This is a genomic window from Oscillatoria salina IIICB1 (assembly GCF_020144665.1).
Taxonomy (GTDB): domain Bacteria; phylum Cyanobacteriota; class Cyanobacteriia; order Cyanobacteriales; family SIO1D9; genus IIICB1.
On the sequence record NZ_JAAHBQ010000019.1, the window covers coordinates 1 to 19500 of the forward strand.

Sequence of the window (19500 nt, forward strand, 5' to 3'; positions counted from 1 at the left end):
ACGATCGAGAGGGTCGCGAGAGCGACTCTCTTTTTTGATCAAGAACATGGCGCGGGAAAACCTCGCCATTCTAGGGCGGGGATGCGCCTTGCGTCTTAACTTCCACTTTACCATTCCCAAGATGTTGTGTGAAAATAGGGGTATGTTCCAAACCATGCTGAAATACAAGGCTGAATGGTCTGGAAAGATGTATATTGAAATTGACCGATTCTTTCCCTCATCGAAAACCTGTCATGTTTGCCTCAATCAAGTTGATAGTTTACCTCTCGATGTTCGGGAGTGGACTTGTGACTGTCAACGATTATTGCGCGTCGAGATAGAGAAAAGCGAAAAAATGCCGTAAAATGTCCTCTAAATTTGGAGATGACAGATGGCAGATTGGAAAGAGATTGCAGGTGGAGTAACCGCACCCAGAGGTTATCAAGCGGCGGGAATTACAGCAGGGTTAAAACCTTCAGGAGCACCAGATTTAGCTTTAATTTTCTCAGAAACAGAGGCGATCGCGGCAGGGGTGTTTACCCAAACAATGGTTAGGGCGGCTTGTGTAGATTATTGTCGCCAGCGTTTGCAAGCTAAAGCGAGTGCGAGAGCAATTTTGTGCAATGCTGGACAAGCAAATGCAGCTACCGGAGAACAAGGTTGGCAAGATGCACTCTTAACTGCCAAGCTTTTAGGGAAACAAATGAATATTTCCCCAGACTCAATTTTATTAGCATCCACAGGTGTAATCGGACAACGAATAAAGATGGATGCTTTTCGCAGTGGGATACCTAAATTGGTAGCTGCACTTTCTCCAGAGGGAGGTGATGCAGCAGCGAAAGCAATTATTACCACTGATTTAAAAACGAAAGCGATCGCGCTAGAAACAACAATTGGCGATCGCCCCGTTAGAATTGGTGGTATTGCTAAAGGTTCGGGTATGATTCATCCGAATATGGCAACCATGCTATCGTTTGTGACTTGCGATGCCGCAGTTTCGACTCATTTATGGCAAGAAATGTTAAGCCGCGCCGCCCAAAAAAGCTTTAATCAAATTACCGTCGATGGCGATACTAGCACCAACGATACCTTAATTGCCTTGGCAAATGGTCAATCTCGCACTCCCGCAATTACGGAAATGAGTGTAGAGGCTGAGAAACTAGAAGCCATGTTAACCGCAGTTTGCCAACATTTAGCCAAAGCAGTCGCGCGTGATGGTGAGGGCGCTACTTGTTTAATTGAAGCACAAGTTTCTGGTGCAGAAAACGAATCAGCAGCCCTAAAAGTCGCTAAAACCATCGTCGGTTCATCTTTAGTTAAATCTGCCATTTTTGGACGCGATCCTAACTGGGGACGCATTGCCGCCGCCGCCGGACGTGCAGGCGTACAATTTAAACAAGAAGACTTACAAGTCAAGCTAGGAAACATTTTGTTAATGGAAAATGGTCAACCTTTAGCTTTCGATCGCCAAGCAGCCAGCGAATACTTGAAACAAGCTGCGGCTGGGGCTTATTTACAAGACGATACGGTGTTAATTTCCGTTAAAATCGGCGCTGGTGATGGTAGTGGTAAAGCTTGGGGCTGCGACCTCAGTTATGATTATGTAAAGATCAATGCGGAGTACACCACTTAAGCGCATCTTTATCTTTACTCATGGTTAGGAAAATTGGTCTAATTTGCCTCACCTTTTGCTTAACAATAGCGATTATTGCAGTTTATTGGACACCACTACAAGCTTCAAGTGCGTTAGAATCGCGCATCTTTCGTTTGGAAACGGAAAACAATCAACTAAAATCGCGTCTTAACCGCTTAGAAAATCAAGTTTCTCGACTCGGAGGATTGGATCTTGCTCCTACTACTAGGAGAATTAATCCTCCTCCGAGAGTTCCCCCGGAAGGGATGAGGGGAAATTTATCTTCCGATCCCATGTTTGACCAACTTGCTACTTTAGTAATTGAATTGAAAGAAAGAATTCAAACTTTAGAAGCCGAAGTTGCTCAATTAAAGAAAAATTGATGATTGGGGATTAAGGACTGGAGATTGGGTATTGCTAACTGATAACTGATAACTGCTAACTGATACCTGTTAACTGTTAACTGTTATCTGATTTATCTGCATCACTAACACTATATTCCTTGGCAGCTTCATAGTCTGATTCTACATCAATTTCTGGTGTTTTTTCTTGACCAGATTGCATATTTTCCGCAGCAAGCTGGGCTTCATGACTACTACTTGCTTCTTCTGGTGAAGTTTTTAGTTGTTCTGACATTTAACAAATCCTTTTGAATTAATATTACTTGGTTGATGATAGTAATCATATCAATAACCAAAATAACTTTTTAAACCTCCTAAGACATACCTGTAATCTCTGTCTAAAGGAATAAGTTTTTTCTCGATCCCCGAAAAATTAATCAATTCTGTCTTTTGGCAGGTTACTTAACTTTAGGTATTTTGTTAATCCTAAATAAGAAAGTAAATTGAAGATAATTTTAAATTATGCCTACTCAACAACAACAAGCTAAAACTAATACTTCTTTATCTCCTGAAACTCAAAAAGTAATAGATGCTTTTAATAAGCTCGGTACCGATGACAAACTCGCATTATTGTACTATGCTTATGAAGAAATGGGAGAGCAAATAACTCCTGCTGCTCCTAGTGCAGCCGAGCCAGAACTTGCACCTAAGTTATTAGGAGATTACCTGGAATTGTCCGACGACGAACAACTGCAAATTATGCGCGATATTGCGGAAAAGAAAGACACTGAATGGTCGCGCTTATATGGCGGATTAAAAGCTAATAATCAGCTCGTAGTTTGGTATTCTTGGGCGCAAGAAATGGGCAATAAAGTTGTAGATTTCCCTCAAGATTACAAAGCTAATTCAGCAACGAATAAAGCGCTAGAAAATATAGAAAAACTAGAGTTTGAACAACAAATTTCTTTCTTGCGTCAGGTGGCTAGTGAAATGGGCTATAGTGAAGTTAAACCTACTCCGACACAGCAAGAAACTGGCAAAACTCCAAGTTTGTAAAGCCCGAATGAAGAAAGTTTTTTTAAGCTAAGGTAGGGTGGTTTTAAGCCACTCTACAAATTTATTTGACTAAGAGAACTTTTTTGAAATCTTCTTGATTATAGTTACAGGCGCAAATTGGATATTTTCCACTCATTACTGTAAATTCTCTTTTTGATAAGACCTTAAATTAATTAATGCCGATCGATTAACGCTTTGTAGCGCTTACTCCTAAATAGACTCCCAGCAGAACAATCCCAAAAGCGATCGCATTCCAGAGATTGAGAGTTTCTCGAAAGGCAAACCAAGCAGCGATCGCCGACAAAACCGGATCTAATAACAATACTAATGCAACCAAGCTCGCTGAGAGTTTGCTAGTGCTATAAGCAAACAGCCCTAACGCCACTAATTGACCCACAATCGCCAATGCAGCCACAGCTAGCCAGCCATTAAATGAAACTGGAAAGAGTCGTTCCCCCAAGATCAGAGTCACCACAAAATTAACCGCCACTCCGGTTAAGGAAGCCCAGAACAAGATCTTCAAGCTGCTTACTCTAGTTCCCAGACGTTCTGTTCCCATCAGTTGCATCGCGAAGAAAACTGCTGAAGCTAAGGCTAAAAGATCGCCTTGAATTTTGTGAACATCCAATTGAATGTCATTAATACTCAGGGTTACTGTGCCAATTAAAGCAATGCTAGTTCCCAGCAAAAATCGGCGCTCAAATCGAGTTTGAAAAACTAACCAACCCCCCAGTGTCGTAAATAAAGGAGTTAAGTTGTGCATCAAAGCCGAATTAGCTACACTGGTTTGAGTCAGCGACCATGCCCAAACTACAGGCATCGCAGCAAAAGAAATTAAAGTAACTCCCCAAATCAAATATTGGTAACTAGACTCTGCTTCATTTGTCTCAGCTTCCAAATTCGCCTGCTGCTGAGACACTGATAAATTAGCTTCCGATTTCGGGAATCGAAGTGCCTGGAATCCTTGCCAACTAGCCAAAATCAACGCCGCAATCCAACAGCGATTAAAAATTGTCGCCTCTGGACTCAGTTCCATCTCACACCAACGAACTAAGAGTGGTACAAAAGCAGCAGCGATCAACCCAACGGCAAGAGCTGCGATCGCCAGCCAATGACTAGGTTTTTTTTCTTCGACTGCTTCTGCTCTTTCAGTAGCTAGTTGGCTATTCATACTAGATTTCTCTACTGTGAATAATTTTTAATCGGCACAAAATCAAGGTCAGTCAAAGTTTTCTGCTTCTCTCCTGACAAATAATTCCTTAAAGTGTCCTTCCACTGATTAATCCGACGCAAGAAACACTCTTTCGTATACCAAGCGCGACGGCAACTCAGAACAGTATTGGGCGTTTCCAGAAAAAAGTCTACTACCAGTAAATCCAGCGCCACACCACCAATTTCTCCCCGATTTAGGGCATCACGCACCGCCATCATATCCATTACATCATCTGGAGATGTATTAACAATCAAAGCAGTGGATTTCATCCGTTTGAGGGTATCAGCATTAATCATGTGGTGAGAATCATGATTCAAGGGAGTAGTCAGAAAAATTACGTCAGAGGTTTCCAGGAGTGTATCTAAACTGACACTTTTGGCAAAGCTACTTTGACGTGGAGAGCGGTTGTAATACTGCAACTCCATGTTGAAACCACTCAACAACCGTGCCACGTAACTACCAATGTTACCAAAGCCAATAATTCCTGCTGTTTTACCAGCTAGTTCTGTACCAGGATAATCGAAGCAATCGGTGTTGCCCTGACGCACTTCCCGGTTAAGATCGGGAATTTTACGCATAGCAGACATCATCAAGGCTACCGCGTGTTCTGCCACTGACGAGCCAGTATAATTTTCGGTATTGAAAATCTGGATACCGTGTTGGCGACAGTATTCTGAATCAATAAAGTGGGTGGAAATAGTCGTAGCAATAATTGCCTCTAGGTTAGGCATTTGCTGCAAATACTCCGCCGTCAGATTCATGTAAGTAGTGATGATGATGTGGCTGTCAGCATGAGTTTTAATTGCTTCGCTCAGTGAAAAAGCACTACCAGTTTTCTGATACCAGGCAACCTCCAATTGCTCCCTGAGATCGTCTAAGTGATTTTCAGGGATTGGTTCGCGATCGTTTAAGATCAAACACTTCTTTTTCATCGGTTAATCCTCAGTATCAACTACCTGGTAAATACAATAAATGACTTTGCGATCGCCATATCCTTCACGCTTGGGCAAATACACTACCGGATCGCTAACACTTTCTCGGCGTAGTTCTCCACGTTGCTCAAACCCAGAAAGGACTTTACCATAGTTGTACTGCTTAAACAATACTTCTTGCTGAGTAAATACTAGATATCCCTGGGGACGTACTAAGCGGCGAAATTCCTGCAAGACTGGGGTGGGGTCGGCAATTAGGGAAAAGACTCCAACACAAGCGATCGCTGCAAAACTGTTTTCCGCAAAAGGGTATGGTGTTTTACTCAAATCCTGCAAACTCAGAAAATTATAGTGACCTGTGGCTTCTGCTTGAGCTAGCATCTCTGGTGAAATATCAATCCCAGTAATGTTTTGATAGCCTAAATCTACTAACGCCTGTCCTACTAATCCAGTACCACAACCTGCATCGAGAATAGGTTGGTCTGTGGGTATGTAATGATGCAAAGCCTCTGCTGCGGTGCGATAACACTGATATCCCCAATCATCAACTGATTGGTTATAAACGGGCGCAAAGTTAGTATAGCGTTCTACTACATCCAAGTTCTTTAAGTCAGTTTGGGAAAGGTCAGAAAGTTTTAATTTCTTGTTCATAGTTTTAGTCTTCTCAAGATTAAAGATACAATTAACTTTTGATCGCCAAAACGGGGTTATGTCCTTAAGACTTTTGTCTCTACTCAAGCGACCCGAAATAAGTATACTATCTGAGCATTTGAGTCTTGCAATTGCATCAATACTTTTTTTATAGACATTCCCGAAAAATTGTTAACCCCCCAAACCTAAATAGTTACTGTACTATTAAATCATAATTTACCATTTAACATCCTTGACATAAAGTAAAAATAATGATATTTATATATTATTTGCTGCTTTATTCTTCTTCAAAAATTTATTTTACTGAGGTAGTTAATGATTACTTCTCAAAGTCAATTCGTTAATGAAATTGAGATATCTAGTTCAGATATTCACTCTTTTAGTAAGCAAGGATTTCTCAAACTAAAAAAGTTGTTTACTCCTCAAGCAATAGAGTATTTTAAAGAGTTGACACTCGCTCAAATAGCAGCACCTGCTGGATTTTATCCCAATTCTGAGATGTCAAAACTAAAATATGGAATCAATAACTCTGTAATCAAAGAAATGTACTCATCCAGAGAGTTTGATGTCTTCAATAAACTTACTCAGAAAAAGCTCTTATTTTTGCAAGGTGTTGGCTTCCAAATGGATACAGAAAAAAAAGGTTTTGACTGGCACGTAGGAGTGTTCAGCTTTAATTTTTTGATGCCAGAAGATTTTGCTTGTTCTTTGTGGATACCATTAGATCCTATTAACACTAGACAGCAACATGGTGGAATGGCTTATGTTCCCAAAAATGTTGTTTCCGCAGACACATATTTCTTTCTTGTAGACAGACTAATTAGAGAAGATGATTTCCTGGAAGCTCTTAGTTTAGGTCAATTTAACAATTTTTATCATGCTCCTGAAATGGAAGCTTTTTTACTAGAAAAAGACAAGATAGAAGATGATTTTGAAATTGGTGATGCTCTACTTTTTGACAAATTTGTTTGGCATAGAAGTTGCCCTCTTAAACCAGGAAATTTAAAATCTAGAACTGCATTTGTGATGCGATTTTCTGGCGACAAATCGCGCTACTCGAAAACATTGCTAAATCGGCTTGATTTAGCAATGGAAAGACTAAACTATAATACTCAAACCAAACTGGGTTCTAAATTTTCGGAACTTAGTGATGGTGATTTAATCTTAGAGATGAACAAAAATTATGTTGGGGCAAAAGCTAGTGTTTAATTTACGTATATTTAGCTACTTTTGAAAAAGTTTTAATTTTTTGTTCATCGTTTTAGTCTTCTCAAGATTAGACATTAGCGATACTTTTCTTCGTGCGCCCATGTCGAATACTGACACCTGTTTTGGGGTCGTCAGCAGTTTCTACTTCAAAGAACTTTTGTGTTTCAAAAATGCCGTTATATTGCTTTTCACGCAGGGCAGAATCAGGAACTTTCTCTAAGGGAATGTAGCGGTGATGTTGTTGATTGTCCAGGTTATAAGGCTCGTTACTCACCACATTGTAAGTACAAAATAACGCTACGCGAATGTCATTTGTTTCATTGAGATCGGAACCATGTAAGGTGTTGGCATGGAAGAACACAGCATCACCCTGTTGCAACTCGCAGTAAACAATTTCCAAACGATCCAGCACAATTTTTAAGCGTTCTGGATCTGCACAACTAGAGTTAGAATTAGGCAGCATCACATTTTCTATCCTTCCCAGATGGTGAGAACCCTTAGCAATCTGTAAACAGCCGTTCTTGCGGGTATTTTCATTAATAGCAATACAACAGCTAACAAGTTTAGGATATAAACAATAATCCTCGTACCAGGTACCAAAACCTTGATGCCAAGCAACCGAACCCTCTGTTGGCTTTTTCAAGACTATTTTCGAGTGCCAATGATAGCATTCCTCGCCTTCGAGTGCTTCTGCTGCATCCACTACGCGAGCCATACGAGGTATAACACCGAGCATACTATCTCCTAGCTCACTCCAAACGGAAAGCTTAAAGCCAATTCCACCATAATCAACTTCCGATTGGGTATTATTTAAGCTACGATCGCGATCGCAAGCTTGTCGTAGGGGTTCGATTTCCTCTGGAGCAAAAAAGTTACGGACAATAACATAGCCATGCTCGTGGTAGTGAGCAATTTGTGCTTGGGTCAAGGGAAATTCGGTTTTGATTTTATTCATGAAAGTCAATCTCAATGTTTTTGGACTAATTTGTGCTGAATGTTGAATGAAGAAAGCTCACATAGCTTAGGTTAATCTTGCCTCAAGCTTCTGTTTTGCTGCCTCTTGACCAGCAATACGCCCAAATACCAGACATTCAGTTATAGAAGTGGTACTCAAACGTGACACACCGTGAACGCCACCAGTTACCTCACCCGCAGCATATAAACCCTCAATAACTTTGCCCTCAGTATTAAGAACCTGAGCCTGGGAATTAATCCGCAAACCGCCCGTAGTATAGTGAACTTTGGGCCACAAGCGGACAGCGTAATAGGGAGGCTTTAGGGGTTGGGAAACTGGTGGAATGGGTTTACCAAAATCATCATCGTGACCTTGGATAACAAAGTGATTGTACCGTTCCAACGTATCTAGTAAAACTGAGTAGGGTAGGCTGTAATGAGCAGCTAAATCCTCCAAATTATCAAAAGCATATACTACTTGACGCCGTAAACATTTATCAATAGGCTGTCCAGATAAAGCGACACCTTGAGCATCAGCAATACCTATACAAGGGGATGCGATCGCCAACATCGCATCTACGTGAGTTTTTCGGTCTGCTAACTCGTTAACAAAGCGCTTCCCCGTTTCAGGATGAATTAAAACCCCGTAAGGAAACACTGTATAGCTAGCTAGCAAAGCTGCGACTCCGTAACCTTTTTCATCTGGTGAGGTAAATGGAGCTAGTTGAATATGTTCTAAATCCACCGTGTCAGCACCAATACGCATTGCCTCTTCCAGAGCTTCGGCAGTAGCATGGGGCATATTTGTACAACCAATCTCCCCCCCTAATTTGGCATCGAATTGTTGACGAAATTGAACGTCAGCAGAGAAACCACCAGTAGCTAATATTACTGCTTTTCGAGCATGAATCCATTGTGCATCTTGCTTTCTGTTCAAGAAAGGAACCACCTGAACGCCGTTAACTCGCCCACGGTCATCCAAAGACAACTTAGTCATTTGCCAACCATTTCGAGGTATCACTCCCAGACTTTTCAGCTTCTGCAACATAGGCTTGATAATCGTAGTTCCGATCGCTTTTTTGGGTGTCAAACTACGAGCTACTCTATGTCCAGCAAATTGATTTGGGCTTTGTCGAAAAGCAATACCTAAATCCTCTATTAACCAGTTACAGATATCTGGTGTATGCTCTGCAAGAGTTTTTACCAGAGACAATTGGTTGGTATTCCGCCCAGCTTTGAGCATATCCTCCAATAAATATTCAGGACTATCTTCAATCTGAGCTTGTTGCTGTAGAGAACAGCCTGTTGCCACTAGCACTCCATCGCTGATAATCGAATTACCACCGCAACTCGCACGCTTTTCCAAAAGGATCGCCGCAGCCCCCAGGTTAGCTACTTGAATAGCCGCCATCAAGCCAGCAAAGCCACTGCCAACTACGATTACATCGGTTGTTTCATTCCAAGGAAGCTGATAATTCATTTTTTCTACTTAACATAACCAGCTATCAAGACACTTCATTGTTTTTCTGCCTAGATATCAATCCCAAGTTATCCTGGTGGAAGTGTTTCAACTGCCTGAAATTTAATTTCCTGATGAGAGCTTATTTGCTCATCCCATTCTTCGTGAATGTCGTCTTCTATGGCAGCTTGCCGTCCAGCAATACGACCAAAGACAAGACACTCAGTAATCGCGCAGCATCCCAGGCGGCAAACACCATGAATACCACCAGTAACCTCACCAGCAGCATAAAATCTGGGGATAACTTTTCCGGCTTTGTCCAACACTGCCGCTTGGGGGTTAATCCGGACTCCGCCCATAGTGGAATGTGCCTTGGGCCACAAACGAACGCTATAGAAAGGTGGGTTTAAAGGCTTGGCTTTTGCGGGAATGGGTTTACCAAACTCTTCATCTAAGTGCTTCTCGACATAGCTATTGTAGGTTTGGAGTGTTTCTTCCAGCGCCTTCTCTGGAAGTTGATGATAGTCTGCTAGAGCAGCCAGAGAATCAAAACGCCGGGTCACAGTGTCATCCATGTGTTCGTGAATCATCTCACCAACATTTTCCAAGCCCTGTTGGTCAACAATTCCAACGGGAAAGTTTTCCAAAGCCATCATCGCCTCAGCACGAGTTTTGCGGTCTGTCCATTCGTTGACGAAACGCTTTCCTGTAGCTGGGTTGACCATAAATCCGTAGGGAAAGATTGCATAACTAGCAAATACGGCGGCAACTCCTCTACCCTGCTCATCTGGGGAAGCACAGGGCAACATTTGCAAATGCTCCATGTCAATTAAGGCTGCACCAGCACGTTCAGCAATCCGGAGAGTTTCGCCAGTGGAATCGCTGAGACTGGTTCGCAGAGCATCTTTACCTGCTGCTTCACCACTGAAACCGCCACTAGCCAGGATTATTGCCTTTTTAGCTTCGATTGTGAGACTTTCTGCCCGATCTGGAGTAGAAACTAGAGAGGCTCTAACTGCGATCGCTGTGCCTTGGGAGGTTTGGTAAATCTCTTCCAGGCAAGTGTTAAGACGGATATCCACCTTCAGGCTTGCAGCCCGCTCTAACATGGGATTGATAATGTTTCTTCCTTGGATTTCTTCGACACTGTGGCATCGTGGTACGGAATGACCGCCAAGTTGTTCTAGCCTGTCCATAAACTCGATCCCAAAGTCTTGACGCAGCCACTGTAGCACCTCAAAGGAATGGATACAAACAAGACGCACAAGTTCTGGGTCATTCGTACGTCCTGCCCGCATCATGTCTTCAAACATCAGACGAGTAGAATCTACAACACCGTGGCGGCTCTGCATAACTACATCTACTGCTGCTAATGCACCGCCACTAATCCAGGAGTTACCTCCGTAAGAATCCCGCTTTTCTAAGACAATTACTGAACAGCCTGCTTGGGCAGCTTCGATCGCTGCTGCTAGACCTGCAAAACCACTACCAATTACAATTACGTCAGTGCTTTCATCCCAAGAAGTCTTAGACATAAGCTTCCACCTCCCCGAACACCTGTTCAATTTTCGTGTAAGGTTGGCGGGGAATTTGTTGCAGATAATGGGCTGTTTTCTCCCCATATCTTTCCATCAGTGGCTCTACCCAAAGCTGTGCCAAATTTTTAGCACCAACTAAGTAGTAAAGATAACTCTTTTCTGCTGGCATGGGTACGTCAAAACGGCTCAGTCGCTCCAGAGGCTCGTAACGATAGGGCTTGTTGGGTTCCTTTTGCTGCACAAGTGCGATCGCATATTGCAACTTAGTATTGCCGCTACCTAAGCCTAGTCCATTGACTGTACCATCAATTACTTGACAGCCTGCTTCCAAAGCCATCAACGCATTGACGGTAGCAAATCCGGTGTTGTCATGAGCATGAAAACCAAACAATCCTTGCCAATTTTCCCGCACGATTTCCACTATCCTACTGATATCTTCTGGTCGGCAAGCTCCCCGTGAATCGGCGAGGTAAAATACATCTACTACACCCGATTGTTGGACTTTTTGAGCAGTAGCCGCGAACTGTTGCGGTAGCAAAGTGGAAATATTGACCAAGTTTAAGCTAGTCGCAATGCCGTACTCACTAGCTGCTGCTGCAACTCGCAAAGCGTCGTCTACTTCTTCGACGGTACAGGGAATTCTGACTAAATCTAAGACTTCTTGGCGACTGGCAAATAAGGTTTTTGGCTCTTTTTCACTTAAACTAATCATTACCGCCAGGTTGATTTTGCCTTTGGTATGTTCGCGCAGTTCGCTAAGTAAATCAGCGTCACAACGTGCAGCTAAGGGTTTGTCTGGCTTATCGCTGATGTAACCTACCTCAATAGCTTCGATGCCAGTTTCTGCCACACCTCCTACTACGGCAAAAATTTCCTCGCGAGAAAATGACCAGCCATTCAAGTAACCAGCATCTCGCAAAGTGGCATCCAGTACACTATGAGCATCTAGGAAAAAACTTGTCTGCTTGATAGTTTGTTTTCTCACGATCGTTTGTAGTAGTTCAGATTTATACTCTAACGAACTGCTCGGAGGTTTGCACTAAAGTGCTAGCTTTATCCAGTTTGGCTTGGCTGGTAGCAATCCGTGACTGATAAAATTCCTGGCGGTTGGGATTAATCTCTATCAAAGACTGATAATAGGCAATCTCAAATTCGATTCCTTTCCAGATAGAAGCGGTTACATCTGTTACTCGATTAAGGTCAAACATGGTGTGGATAGTGCTGAGACGGTCAATATTAAATTTTTGAAGAGAGACTGCACTATTAGGATTAACAAAGCCTCCTACAGAAACATGTTTACCCAGACGACGTACTTGATTAGCTAAATCTTGAGTGATTTGGACAACTTCAGGATTATCCACATTGTTCATCTGCATCGAAAGGGATAAATCTAAACGCCCGATAACCACTGTATCAATTTCCTTAAAGTAAGGACTGTTGAGGATTTCATCCAACTTGTGATATCCCTGAATTGTCTCAATATTGATGGCTAAAGTTGGATTAATTTCACTTTCTTCGTAAGCTTTTTGAGTTGTAATGACAAATTTTTCTAGGGCATATTCAGACTCGACCATCGGACAAAGAATTCCATTGACACCTATTGCCCGTAAGTGACGCAAATCTGTTCTAGCTTCTGAACCAGCAATTTTAACGAAAATAGGAATCTCTTTTTGACCTATTCTATAAAGATAATCAATCTCTGAATAGTTCATATCTTCCCACTCGGTTCCAGCTTTGAGTGCATATAAACCATACTGAGAATTCATGAGCTTGAGCATAGCTGTTAAATTGCTCACAAGTAAAATACTCCATTAGTTAGATTGATTAATTAGAGTGAAACAGGGTAAGCTTATCTAATTTAGTGATTATAATCGCAAAAATTTAAAATGCAAATAATTAGTCGGAAATTTGGGTAAAAGTTGCTTATTTATCAGTACATTTATTCTATTAAAGTCTCAAGTTTAACTGGCTTCGAGTAAAAGAAAAAAGCTTTGCTTAGTTTGTTTTGGTTATAGCTGAAGAGTTTTGTTCGAGCGAGTAAAGGTGCTGATGTATAAAGCTTAAAAATACTTATTGGATCGCGCGTTTTGAGATCGACTCAAATAAGGCTTGTTAATAAGATTTGTTACAATTTTAGTTGTTGCCCTATTGCGTAATTAAGTTTAAAAGCTGAGGATTATTATATTGGAGAGGGAATTATTAATGAATGCTAAATTCCACGTACCTAGATCGGTTAAGTTTCCCGAAGCGATCGATCTCGCTCAGTCTTTACTAGCACGCATGGAAGCAGGTAAAATAAGTGAAGAGAAAATTAAAATGGCGATCGCGTCTTTGGTTTCTACGGAAGAGGGTGCAAGAGGTTTCTTTGTCACTTATCTTACCGATGAGAGAAGTTTAGCAGATCGTCCTTCACCTGCAACGATCGCTGCTTTGGAAACTTCTCCAGAAATCGTCGCTGAGTTATTAGTGAAAAACATCGCGATGTCAGCAGCAATGGTTGTTTCCCATCGTCGCAATCATAATGAAAAAATGGCACAGGATTCCGAGCGCGTGTGTCGGCGAACTGCTAATCTAATTAAAGAGGTAAACTTAGTTTCTTTACCTAAGAAATTACAGCAATTACAAGAAAGCGCAGCGACAGGAGAAGGAAGTTATCAAGAGTTTCTCCAGCGTTGGAATTACGATCGCGAACAAAGAGAAGTTATCCTACAAGCTATAGGAGAAATTAATTATTAGATTCGTATAGTTGAGAAACTTTACTTACCACCCAACTTAAAATTGCTCCCAGCATGAGAATGCCGATCGCGGGAGTAAAAATAGGCTCCCAAAGTTTATACCATAAATCCAGACCAAAGGGAAGATCCAGAGTACGACCCAAAACGGCGATCGCTAACCAGATAAAACTTAGAATAACTAAAAATACATCGAACACTAACAAACGATTCAGCCAAATCAGAAATTGCTCTTTCATGCTGTTTTCTGTCAACTCGCGACCCCACAAATATCATAAGCCAATTTTGTCCACTTCTCGCAGCAAATTAGCTTTGATTTCTAGAAAACAAATTTAAAGACGAGAATCTAACAACTCCCAAAGTGATTCATCCGTAAAATCATTAACCACCAACGACGCACCCAAAGCTTGTAAAAATTGGCGATCGTGAGTAGTAGCCACACCAATAGTATAAATCCCCGCCGCCACAGCCGCACGAATGCCCGAAGGAGAATCTTCAAAAGCAACTACCGTATCTGGGGTAAGATTGAGAAGTGCGATCGCGCGATCGTAAGGCATGGGATCGGGTTTGCCTGCGGGTAAATCATCTCCTAAAATTACTATAGGGAAAACTTCCTTTAACGCCAAAGCTGTTAACATAAATTCTGCATTTTCACGCGGTGCATTCGTTACTACAGCTTTTTTTAATCCAGAAACATCGATCCAATTTAACAACTTATCTAAACCTGCTAAACGTTGTAATTGTGACGAAGCTAATTCTCGAAAACGCCTTTCTTTTTCAAGAGCAAACTCTCTCCCCGCTTCAACTGAAAGTTGCGGTAAAATATCTTTAATAATTTCTTGATTTTGCCTTCCACTAATATTCTTCTTATAGAAAACAGAATCTATTTCCAAATCGTATTCCCGCAACATATTTTGCCAAATATTAAAGTGTAGCGGATCTGTATTTGCTAAAGTCCCATCTAAATCTAGAAGTATACCAGCTAACATTATCGATTGTTTTTTAACTACCAAATTATTATATCAAATATCAAAAATCTAATCTGGTTTTTTAAAGCTAAGTTTGCCAATTCTTTTTAGCAAAAATCAATGTTTATAACTAAAAAAATGCCTGTATTTACTCGAGCTTTTTAATGATTATCAAAAAATAGCCCGAAAATTTATGCGTTAAGCTGGGATTTTTGACTAAGTAATTGCGTATATAATGAGCGTTTAAACATCGAGCTTATCTCAACATTTAAACGCTCATTAATTCCTTAACTTTTATCTAATTTTGAGGCAAGGCGCAACTAAAGCAGGAGGATTAACGATTAAACTTGCTGGTAACTTATCTGCTTTTTGGGCAATAATAGGCAAAGCATTACGCATTTTTGCGGCAACTTGAACCGTTTTTAAGTCGTAGGTAGTCGTTGCTAGTTTGGGATATAAACCAATTCCAACAATTGGGATTAACAAACAAAGGGCGATAAAAACTTCTCTTGGTTTAGCGTCGGCGGAAAAACTAGGTATTTCTAAACCAGATTTATTCTCACCGAAGAATACTTCACGTAACATCGATAGTAGATAAATCGGTGTCAAAATTAAACCTACAGAAGCGAGAAAGACTACTACAACCTTGAAATTTGAACTGTAAACATCGCTATTAGTAACACCGAGGAAAACTGTCAATTCGCTGACGAAACCACTCATTCCCGGTAGGGCTAAAGAAGCCATTGATGCGGCGGTGAAAAGGGCAAAAATTTTCGGCATTTGTTTGCCAATACCACCCATTGTATCCATCATTAAAGTGTGAGTGCGATCGTAGGTTGCACCGGAAAGAAAGAATAATGCTGCGGCAATTAAGCCGTGGGAAACCATTTGCAATACTGCGCCATTTAAACCTAATTCGGTAAAGGAAGCAATACCGATTAAAACAAAGCCCATGTGGGAAATAGATGAACAAGCTAAACGCCGTTTTAAGTTAACTTGTCCAAAAGCTGTTAAGGCACCATAAACGATATTAACTACTCCGAGAATTACTAAAACTGGCGCAAATTTAATGTGGGCGGAGGGTAACATTTCAATGTTCATCCGAATTAATCCGTAGCCACCCATTTTTAACAGTACGCCTGCTAAAATCATCGAAACTGGTGCGGATGCTTGGGAATGTGCGTCGGGAAGCCAAGTGTGAAGTGGAAATATTGGTAATTTGACTCCAAAAGCAATTAAGAAACCGACGTAAGCAAACATTTCTATTGCTAAGGGATAATGCTTCATTCCTAATTCGGCGATGTCAAAGGTGATGGTATCGCCAGAGAATGCCATTAATAAGGCTGCGACGAGAATGAAGATAGAAGCAGCAGCAGTATAAAGAATAAATTTAGTTGCAGCGTAGAGACGTTTTTCTCCGCCCCAGATGGAAATTAAAAGGTAAACCGGGACTAACTCTAATTCCCACATAATGAAGAAGAGAAGTAAGTCTTTGGCTGCAAAAACGCCAATTTGGGCGCTGTATAAAATTAGGATTAAGAAGTAATAAAGTTTGGGTTTGCGTTGTACGCCAAAGGAGGCTAAAAGTGCGAGTGTGGTTACTAAGCTAGATAAGACTATTAATGGCATTGATAAGCCATCAACACCGACAGCCCAGTTTAAGCCTAGCTGGGGTATCCAAGTATAAGTTTCTGTAAGTTGGAATTGGGTGTTGTTGAGGTTGTAGTGATGCCAAAAAGTATAAATAGTCAGGGCGAAGTTGGCTAAACCTATACTCAGGGCGTACCAACGTACTGTTTTGCCTTCTTTGTCGGGAATGATGGGGATGAGGAGGGCAGCGATCGCTGGAAGTGTTATTATCGCTGTCAGCCAGGGAAATTGTAAATCTACCATTGTCAATAGGAAAATATGCCTAGCGCTTCTTCCCTATTCTATTAACTTTTATTAACAACTGTAAAGAGGTATTGAGAAAAAAGTTGGAGACAAGGAAGAGAGGGAAGACAAGGAGGAAGCGGATAGCAAACTGTTCACTGTTCACTGATAACTGAATTCCCAATTCCCAATCCCCTCCTCCCCAATCCCCTCCTCCCCAATCCCCAATCCCCAATCCCCTCCTCCCCAATCCCTAACTGCTAACAGCCCCTTGGGTATCGAGGGAAAGACACATACCTTCGGCAGTTACTCCTTGGGTTTGCCAAGCTGCTATCATTGCCTCAGCGACTGCTTCTTGGCGTTTGGGGCTGGTTAAAGCGAGTAAAGTGGGTCCCGCCCCACTAATAACCATTCCGTATGCGCCAGCAGATATGGCAGCAGAATGTAGTGTTTCGTAACCTTTAATTAATCCTTGACGATATGGCTGATGTATGGTATCGTTCAGAGCAACTTCTAGCCAATCTGGTTGATTGATTTCGAGGGCGCGTAAAAGTAAGCCGAGACGGGAAACATTGAAAATTGCATCGACACGGCTGATTTGTTGCGGTAATACCGATCGCGCTTCTTCTGTAGATAATTCAAAGTCGGGAATGGCGACAACGGGAATAATCTCTTGATGCCAGGGAATTTGGCAAATTGACCAGTTATCAAGGCTTTGAACGGCGAGGCGACAACCGCCAATTAATGCAGGAACGACGTTATCGGGATGACCTTCGATCGCGATCGCTAATTTAACGATCTCTGATTGGTTTAAAGGTTTTCCGGCTAATTCGTTTGCACCCATTAAACCCCCAGCGATCGCGGTTGCAGAACTTCCTAAACCTCTAGCTAAAGCTATGCCTAAATTAATCTCGATCTCTACTGCGGGTGGAGTTTTGCCCAAATATTGGTAAAATTCAACAAAAGATTTATAAACTAAATTACTCGCATCAGTAGTAACTCGTTCGGCTTCTTTTCCAGTAACTTGAATTTGTAATGCTGGACTAGATTGGTTTGCCAAAGTAAATTTAAATTCGTTATATAGCGTCAACGCCGCCCCCAGACAGTCGAAACCGGGACCGAGATTTGCAGTTGTCGCAGGAACTTTAACCGTAACAGTAGAAACAACAGCCATAGTTTTAGATTAAGTGATTGGGGACTGGTGATTGGGGATTGGGAGTTCAATTATCAGTAAACAGTGAACAGTTTATTCGCTAATTGCTTCTTGTCTCCAATCTCTACTGATAACTGATAACTGATAAATGTTTGCTGACTAATTTTTCCCGATGCAAATAAAAAGCTTGCGAAGAGTGTCTTAACAGGAAGAACTTCTGCTGCTATTTAGCTTAAACAGTTCCCGTGCGGGAAACAATTTGACTTAATTTTTCTTCAATAAGCTTGACAAAATATTTATTCTATGTATCTGAGGTTGCGTTGGTGAGTATACCGAAGCAACCAACAGAGAAATTTATATAGATAGTCAGAGGTAAAAAAATGGCAAATGGATCTAGCGATCGCCACCAAAACCAATGTTGTTGTTGCTGTGGTTGCAATCGTTGTCGAGGATCTCGCGACAGTGAAGGTCAACCTTGGTTAATTTTTCTTGCTTTTGCAATTTTGATGGCATTATTAACTACAAATGGCTCGCTTCAACAGTTACTTTCCAATCAAGAATACCCGAATCTACCTGCGGTAGAAGTTCCTTAATCCGACAGAGAAGGAATTTGTTCAGTGGGTTTCACTCGCCGAATCGGAAGATTAGCGATTAATGCTGTCATTTGTCGATCGCTTTCGAGGGCAAATTCTGACTCTTCGGTGTCAATATCCACATAGCGGCTAACCACCTCTAAAATTTCTTTGCGCATTGATTCTATCGCCTCCGGACTCAAACCAGCCCGATCGTGGGCAATGACCAACTTTAGGCGGCGCTTGGCTTCCATGCTGCTACTGGCAGCACTTTTCCACTTGAAAATTTTTTCGATCAGTTCGCTAATCATGGGCTGGTAGGTTTGCTTCACATTTATTTTTGGTCAGGCGGATGGCAATATAGAGGTAGGTTTGGTAACTTCGATGACGAAGAGAGAGTTAATTTTGAAAGCAGCGAGAACAACTGAAATATTTTAACTGCGGAAAAAACGTCGAATGCGGTTTAAAAGGTTATCGTGGGCTGCCATGAAATCCAGGAAAGGAACTTTTTCACCTTCTAAACGACGAGCGATATTATTAAAGGCGATCGCTGGCAAACTCGAATCATTAGTTAACACCAGAGGTTCGCCTCGATTACTAGAGACAATTACCCTTTCGTCGTCAGGAATAATTCCTAATAAAGGAACGGCAAGAATTTCTAGCACATCTTCTACACTCATCATATCGTTAAGCTGAACCATTTCTGGCTTCAAACGGTTAATGATGAGATGAATCCGTTTGATGCCGTGAGCTTCGAGTAAACCCACAACGCGATCGGCATCTCTAACTGCGGCTACTTCGGGAGTAGTAACAATAATAGCTTCTGAGGCAGCAGCGATCGCATTCCGGAAGCCCATTTCAATACCTGCCGGACAATCAACGATCGCATATTCATAACGTTTGGTTAAGGCATTAACCAGCAATTTCATTTGTTCGGGAGTGATTGATTCTTTGTTACGATTTTGTGCCGCAGGTAGCAAAACTAAACCATTTAAGCGTTTATCTTTAACCAATGCCTGTTCCAATCTGCATTCGCGCGCCATCACTTCCACCGCCGTGTAGACAATCCGATTTTCTAGCCCCAGCAGCAGATCCAGATTCCGCAAACCAAAATCCGCGTCTACAAGTGCAACTTTTCGTCCCCGTTGGGCGATCGCCGCGCCTAAGTTTGCCGTAACAGTTGTTTTACCCACTCCTCCTTTACCGGAGGTAACTACGATAATGCGACTCATAACTGA

The 19500-nt window shown here is 41.7% G+C and carries 22 protein-coding genes; 7 read left to right on the forward strand and 15 right to left on the reverse strand.

The features are described 5' to 3' along the window. The 3 genes from G3T18_RS07125 to G3T18_RS07135 all read left to right on the forward strand — a co-directional run. The coding region (locus tag G3T18_RS07125; protein ID WP_224409852.1) for a zinc ribbon domain-containing protein at positions 1–343 on the forward strand (343 nt) is incomplete at its 5' end. A 27-nt stretch (positions 344–370) separates the two neighbouring features. Further along, the gene (gene argJ, locus G3T18_RS07130; protein ID WP_224409853.1) at positions 371–1612 is read left to right on the forward strand and encodes a bifunctional ornithine acetyltransferase/N-acetylglutamate synthase; all 1242 of its coding nucleotides are present in this window, start codon (positions 371–373) and stop codon (positions 1610–1612) included. 20 nt (positions 1613–1632) lie between these two features. After that, positions 1633–1995: a hypothetical protein gene (locus G3T18_RS07135; RefSeq protein ID WP_224409854.1), complete on the forward strand. Its 363-nt coding sequence runs from the start codon at positions 1633–1635 to the stop codon at positions 1993–1995. A gap of 76 nt (positions 1996–2071) precedes the next feature. On the opposite strand, the gene G3T18_RS07140 is transcribed toward G3T18_RS07135, so the two are convergent. Continuing rightward, the gene (locus tag G3T18_RS07140; RefSeq protein WP_224409855.1) at positions 2072–2248 is read right to left on the reverse strand and encodes a hypothetical protein; all 177 of its coding nucleotides are present in this window, start codon (positions 2246–2248) and stop codon (positions 2072–2074) included. Between the two features lie 227 nt (positions 2249–2475). Here G3T18_RS07140 and G3T18_RS07145 point away from each other — a divergent pair, with 227 nt between their 5' ends. Then, positions 2476–3009, forward strand: a complete 534-nt coding sequence (locus G3T18_RS07145) for an orange carotenoid protein N-terminal domain-containing protein (RefSeq protein ID WP_224409856.1) — start codon at positions 2476–2478, stop codon at positions 3007–3009. Positions 3010–3196: 187 nt separating this feature from the next. Here the strand turns inward: G3T18_RS07145 and G3T18_RS07150 are convergent, their stop codons facing one another. From G3T18_RS07150 to G3T18_RS07160, 3 genes are read right to left on the reverse strand one after another with little or no spacing between them, the layout of a single operon-like run. Beyond that, on the reverse strand, positions 3197–4180 hold the full coding sequence (locus G3T18_RS07150) for a DMT family transporter (protein WP_224409857.1): 984 nt from the start codon (positions 4178–4180) through the stop codon (positions 3197–3199). Between the two features lie 11 nt (positions 4181–4191). Further along, the gene (locus G3T18_RS07155; RefSeq protein ID WP_224409858.1) at positions 4192–5154 is read right to left on the reverse strand and encodes a 2-hydroxyacid dehydrogenase; all 963 of its coding nucleotides are present in this window, start codon (positions 5152–5154) and stop codon (positions 4192–4194) included. Positions 5155–5157: 3 nt separating this feature from the next. Continuing rightward, positions 5158–5805 carry a class I SAM-dependent DNA methyltransferase gene (locus G3T18_RS07160; RefSeq protein ID WP_224409859.1) on the reverse strand — a complete coding sequence of 216 codons (648 nt, stop codon included), beginning with the start codon at positions 5803–5805 and terminating at the stop codon, positions 5158–5160. A gap of 315 nt (positions 5806–6120) precedes the next feature. Between G3T18_RS07160 and G3T18_RS07165 the strand changes: the two genes are divergently transcribed. Then, the gene (locus G3T18_RS07165; RefSeq protein WP_224409860.1) at positions 6121–7014 is read left to right on the forward strand and encodes a phytanoyl-CoA dioxygenase family protein; all 894 of its coding nucleotides are present in this window, start codon (positions 6121–6123) and stop codon (positions 7012–7014) included. A gap of 67 nt (positions 7015–7081) precedes the next feature. On the opposite strand, the gene G3T18_RS07170 is transcribed toward G3T18_RS07165, so the two are convergent. From G3T18_RS07170 to G3T18_RS07190, 5 genes are all read right to left on the reverse strand, one after another. Next, positions 7082–7969: a phytanoyl-CoA dioxygenase family protein gene (locus G3T18_RS07170; protein WP_224409861.1), complete on the reverse strand. Its 888-nt coding sequence runs from the start codon at positions 7967–7969 to the stop codon at positions 7082–7084. 66 nt (positions 7970–8035) lie between these two features. Then, complete coding sequence (locus tag G3T18_RS07175) at positions 8036–9448, reverse strand: flavocytochrome c (RefSeq protein ID WP_224409862.1); 1413 nt, start codon at positions 9446–9448, stop codon at positions 8036–8038. A gap of 68 nt (positions 9449–9516) precedes the next feature. Further along, positions 9517–10962, reverse strand: coding sequence for a flavocytochrome c (locus G3T18_RS07180; RefSeq protein ID WP_224409863.1), 1446 nt, complete (start codon positions 10960–10962; stop codon positions 9517–9519). Further along, the gene (locus G3T18_RS07185; RefSeq protein WP_224409864.1) at positions 10955–11950 is read right to left on the reverse strand and encodes a beta/alpha barrel domain-containing protein; all 996 of its coding nucleotides are present in this window, start codon (positions 11948–11950) and stop codon (positions 10955–10957) included. The genes G3T18_RS07180 and G3T18_RS07185 overlap by 8 nt, the downstream gene beginning before the upstream one ends. 22 nt (positions 11951–11972) lie before the next feature. Next, positions 11973–12761 (reverse strand): aldolase/citrate lyase family protein, encoded by a 789-nt coding sequence (locus tag G3T18_RS07190; protein WP_224409865.1) that lies wholly within the window; start codon positions 12759–12761, stop codon positions 11973–11975. A gap of 406 nt (positions 12762–13167) precedes the next feature. On the opposite strand from G3T18_RS07190, the gene G3T18_RS07195 reads away from it, so the two are divergent. Next, on the forward strand, positions 13168–13701 hold the full coding sequence (locus tag G3T18_RS07195; protein WP_224409866.1) for a hypothetical protein: 534 nt from the start codon (positions 13168–13170) through the stop codon (positions 13699–13701). Here the strand turns inward: G3T18_RS07195 and G3T18_RS07200 are convergent. From G3T18_RS07200 to thrB, 4 genes are all read right to left on the reverse strand, one after another. Next, positions 13691–13936: a hypothetical protein gene (locus G3T18_RS07200; protein ID WP_224409867.1), complete on the reverse strand. Its 246-nt coding sequence runs from the start codon at positions 13934–13936 to the stop codon at positions 13691–13693. The two genes, G3T18_RS07195 and G3T18_RS07200, sit on opposite strands and share 11 nt — an antisense overlap. Before the next feature lie 93 nt (positions 13937–14029). Continuing rightward, the gene (locus G3T18_RS07205; protein WP_224409868.1) at positions 14030–14686 is read right to left on the reverse strand and encodes an HAD family hydrolase; all 657 of its coding nucleotides are present in this window, start codon (positions 14684–14686) and stop codon (positions 14030–14032) included. 273 nt (positions 14687–14959) lie between these two features. Then, on the reverse strand, positions 14960–16558 hold the full coding sequence (locus G3T18_RS07210; protein ID WP_224409869.1) for an NAD(P)H-quinone oxidoreductase subunit 4: 1599 nt from the start codon (positions 16556–16558) through the stop codon (positions 14960–14962). 232 nt (positions 16559–16790) lie between these two features. Continuing rightward, positions 16791–17711, reverse strand: a complete 921-nt coding sequence (gene thrB, locus G3T18_RS07215) for a homoserine kinase (protein WP_224409870.1) — start codon at positions 17709–17711, stop codon at positions 16791–16793. Positions 17712–18070: 359 nt separating this feature from the next. Between thrB and G3T18_RS07220 the strand changes: the two genes are divergently transcribed. Further along, positions 18071–18283 (forward strand): hypothetical protein, encoded by a 213-nt coding sequence (locus G3T18_RS07220; RefSeq protein ID WP_224409871.1) that lies wholly within the window; start codon positions 18071–18073, stop codon positions 18281–18283. Here G3T18_RS07220 and minE read toward each other — a convergent pair. Both minE and minD read right to left on the reverse strand, forming a co-directional pair. Further along, the gene (gene minE, locus G3T18_RS07225; protein WP_224409919.1) at positions 18280–18573 is read right to left on the reverse strand and encodes a cell division topological specificity factor MinE; all 294 of its coding nucleotides are present in this window, start codon (positions 18571–18573) and stop codon (positions 18280–18282) included. The two genes, G3T18_RS07220 and minE, sit on opposite strands and share 4 nt — an antisense overlap. Before the next feature lie 123 nt (positions 18574–18696). After that, the gene (gene minD / locus G3T18_RS07230; RefSeq protein WP_224409872.1) at positions 18697–19494 is read right to left on the reverse strand and encodes a septum site-determining protein MinD; all 798 of its coding nucleotides are present in this window, start codon (positions 19492–19494) and stop codon (positions 18697–18699) included. Positions 19495–19500: the final 6 nt, after the last annotated feature.

Coding starts and splice junctions, on each gene's coding strand:
- argJ (WP_224409853.1), top strand. CDS start 371: ATGGCAGATTGGAAAGAGATTGCAGGTGGAGTAACCGCACCCAGAGGT.
- G3T18_RS07135 (WP_224409854.1), top strand. CDS start 1,633: ATGGTTAGGAAAATTGGTCTAATTTGCCTCACCTTTTGCTTAACAATA.
- G3T18_RS07140 (WP_224409855.1), bottom strand. CDS start 2,248: ATGTCAGAACAACTAAAAACTTCACCAGAAGAAGCAAGTAGTAGTCAT.
- G3T18_RS07145 (WP_224409856.1), top strand. CDS start 2,476: ATGCCTACTCAACAACAACAAGCTAAAACTAATACTTCTTTATCTCCT.
- G3T18_RS07150 (WP_224409857.1), bottom strand. CDS start 4,180: ATGAATAGCCAACTAGCTACTGAAAGAGCAGAAGCAGTCGAAGAAAAA.
- G3T18_RS07155 (WP_224409858.1), bottom strand. CDS start 5,154: ATGAAAAAGAAGTGTTTGATCTTAAACGATCGCGAACCAATCCCTGAA.
- G3T18_RS07160 (WP_224409859.1), bottom strand. CDS start 5,805: ATGAACAAGAAATTAAAACTTTCTGACCTTTCCCAAACTGACTTAAAG.
- G3T18_RS07165 (WP_224409860.1), top strand. CDS start 6,121: ATGATTACTTCTCAAAGTCAATTCGTTAATGAAATTGAGATATCTAGT.
- G3T18_RS07170 (WP_224409861.1), bottom strand. CDS start 7,969: ATGAATAAAATCAAAACCGAATTTCCCTTGACCCAAGCACAAATTGCT.
- G3T18_RS07175 (WP_224409862.1), bottom strand. CDS start 9,448: ATGAATTATCAGCTTCCTTGGAATGAAACAACCGATGTAATCGTAGTT.
- G3T18_RS07180 (WP_224409863.1), bottom strand. CDS start 10,962: ATGTCTAAGACTTCTTGGGATGAAAGCACTGACGTAATTGTAATTGGT.
- G3T18_RS07195 (WP_224409866.1), top strand. CDS start 13,168: ATGAATGCTAAATTCCACGTACCTAGATCGGTTAAGTTTCCCGAAGCG.
- G3T18_RS07200 (WP_224409867.1), bottom strand. CDS start 13,936: ATGAAAGAGCAATTTCTGATTTGGCTGAATCGTTTGTTAGTGTTCGAT.
- G3T18_RS07205 (WP_224409868.1), bottom strand. CDS start 14,686: ATGTTAGCTGGTATACTTCTAGATTTAGATGGGACTTTAGCAAATACA.
- G3T18_RS07210 (WP_224409869.1), bottom strand. CDS start 16,558: ATGGTAGATTTACAATTTCCCTGGCTGACAGCGATAATAACACTTCCA.
- thrB (WP_224409870.1), bottom strand. CDS start 17,711: ATGGCTGTTGTTTCTACTGTTACGGTTAAAGTTCCTGCGACAACTGCA.
- G3T18_RS07220 (WP_224409871.1), top strand. CDS start 18,071: ATGGCAAATGGATCTAGCGATCGCCACCAAAACCAATGTTGTTGTTGC.
- minE (WP_224409919.1), bottom strand. CDS start 18,573: ATGATTAGCGAACTGATCGAAAAAATTTTCAAGTGGAAAAGTGCTGCC.
- minD (WP_224409872.1), bottom strand. CDS start 19,494: ATGAGTCGCATTATCGTAGTTACCTCCGGTAAAGGAGGAGTGGGTAAA.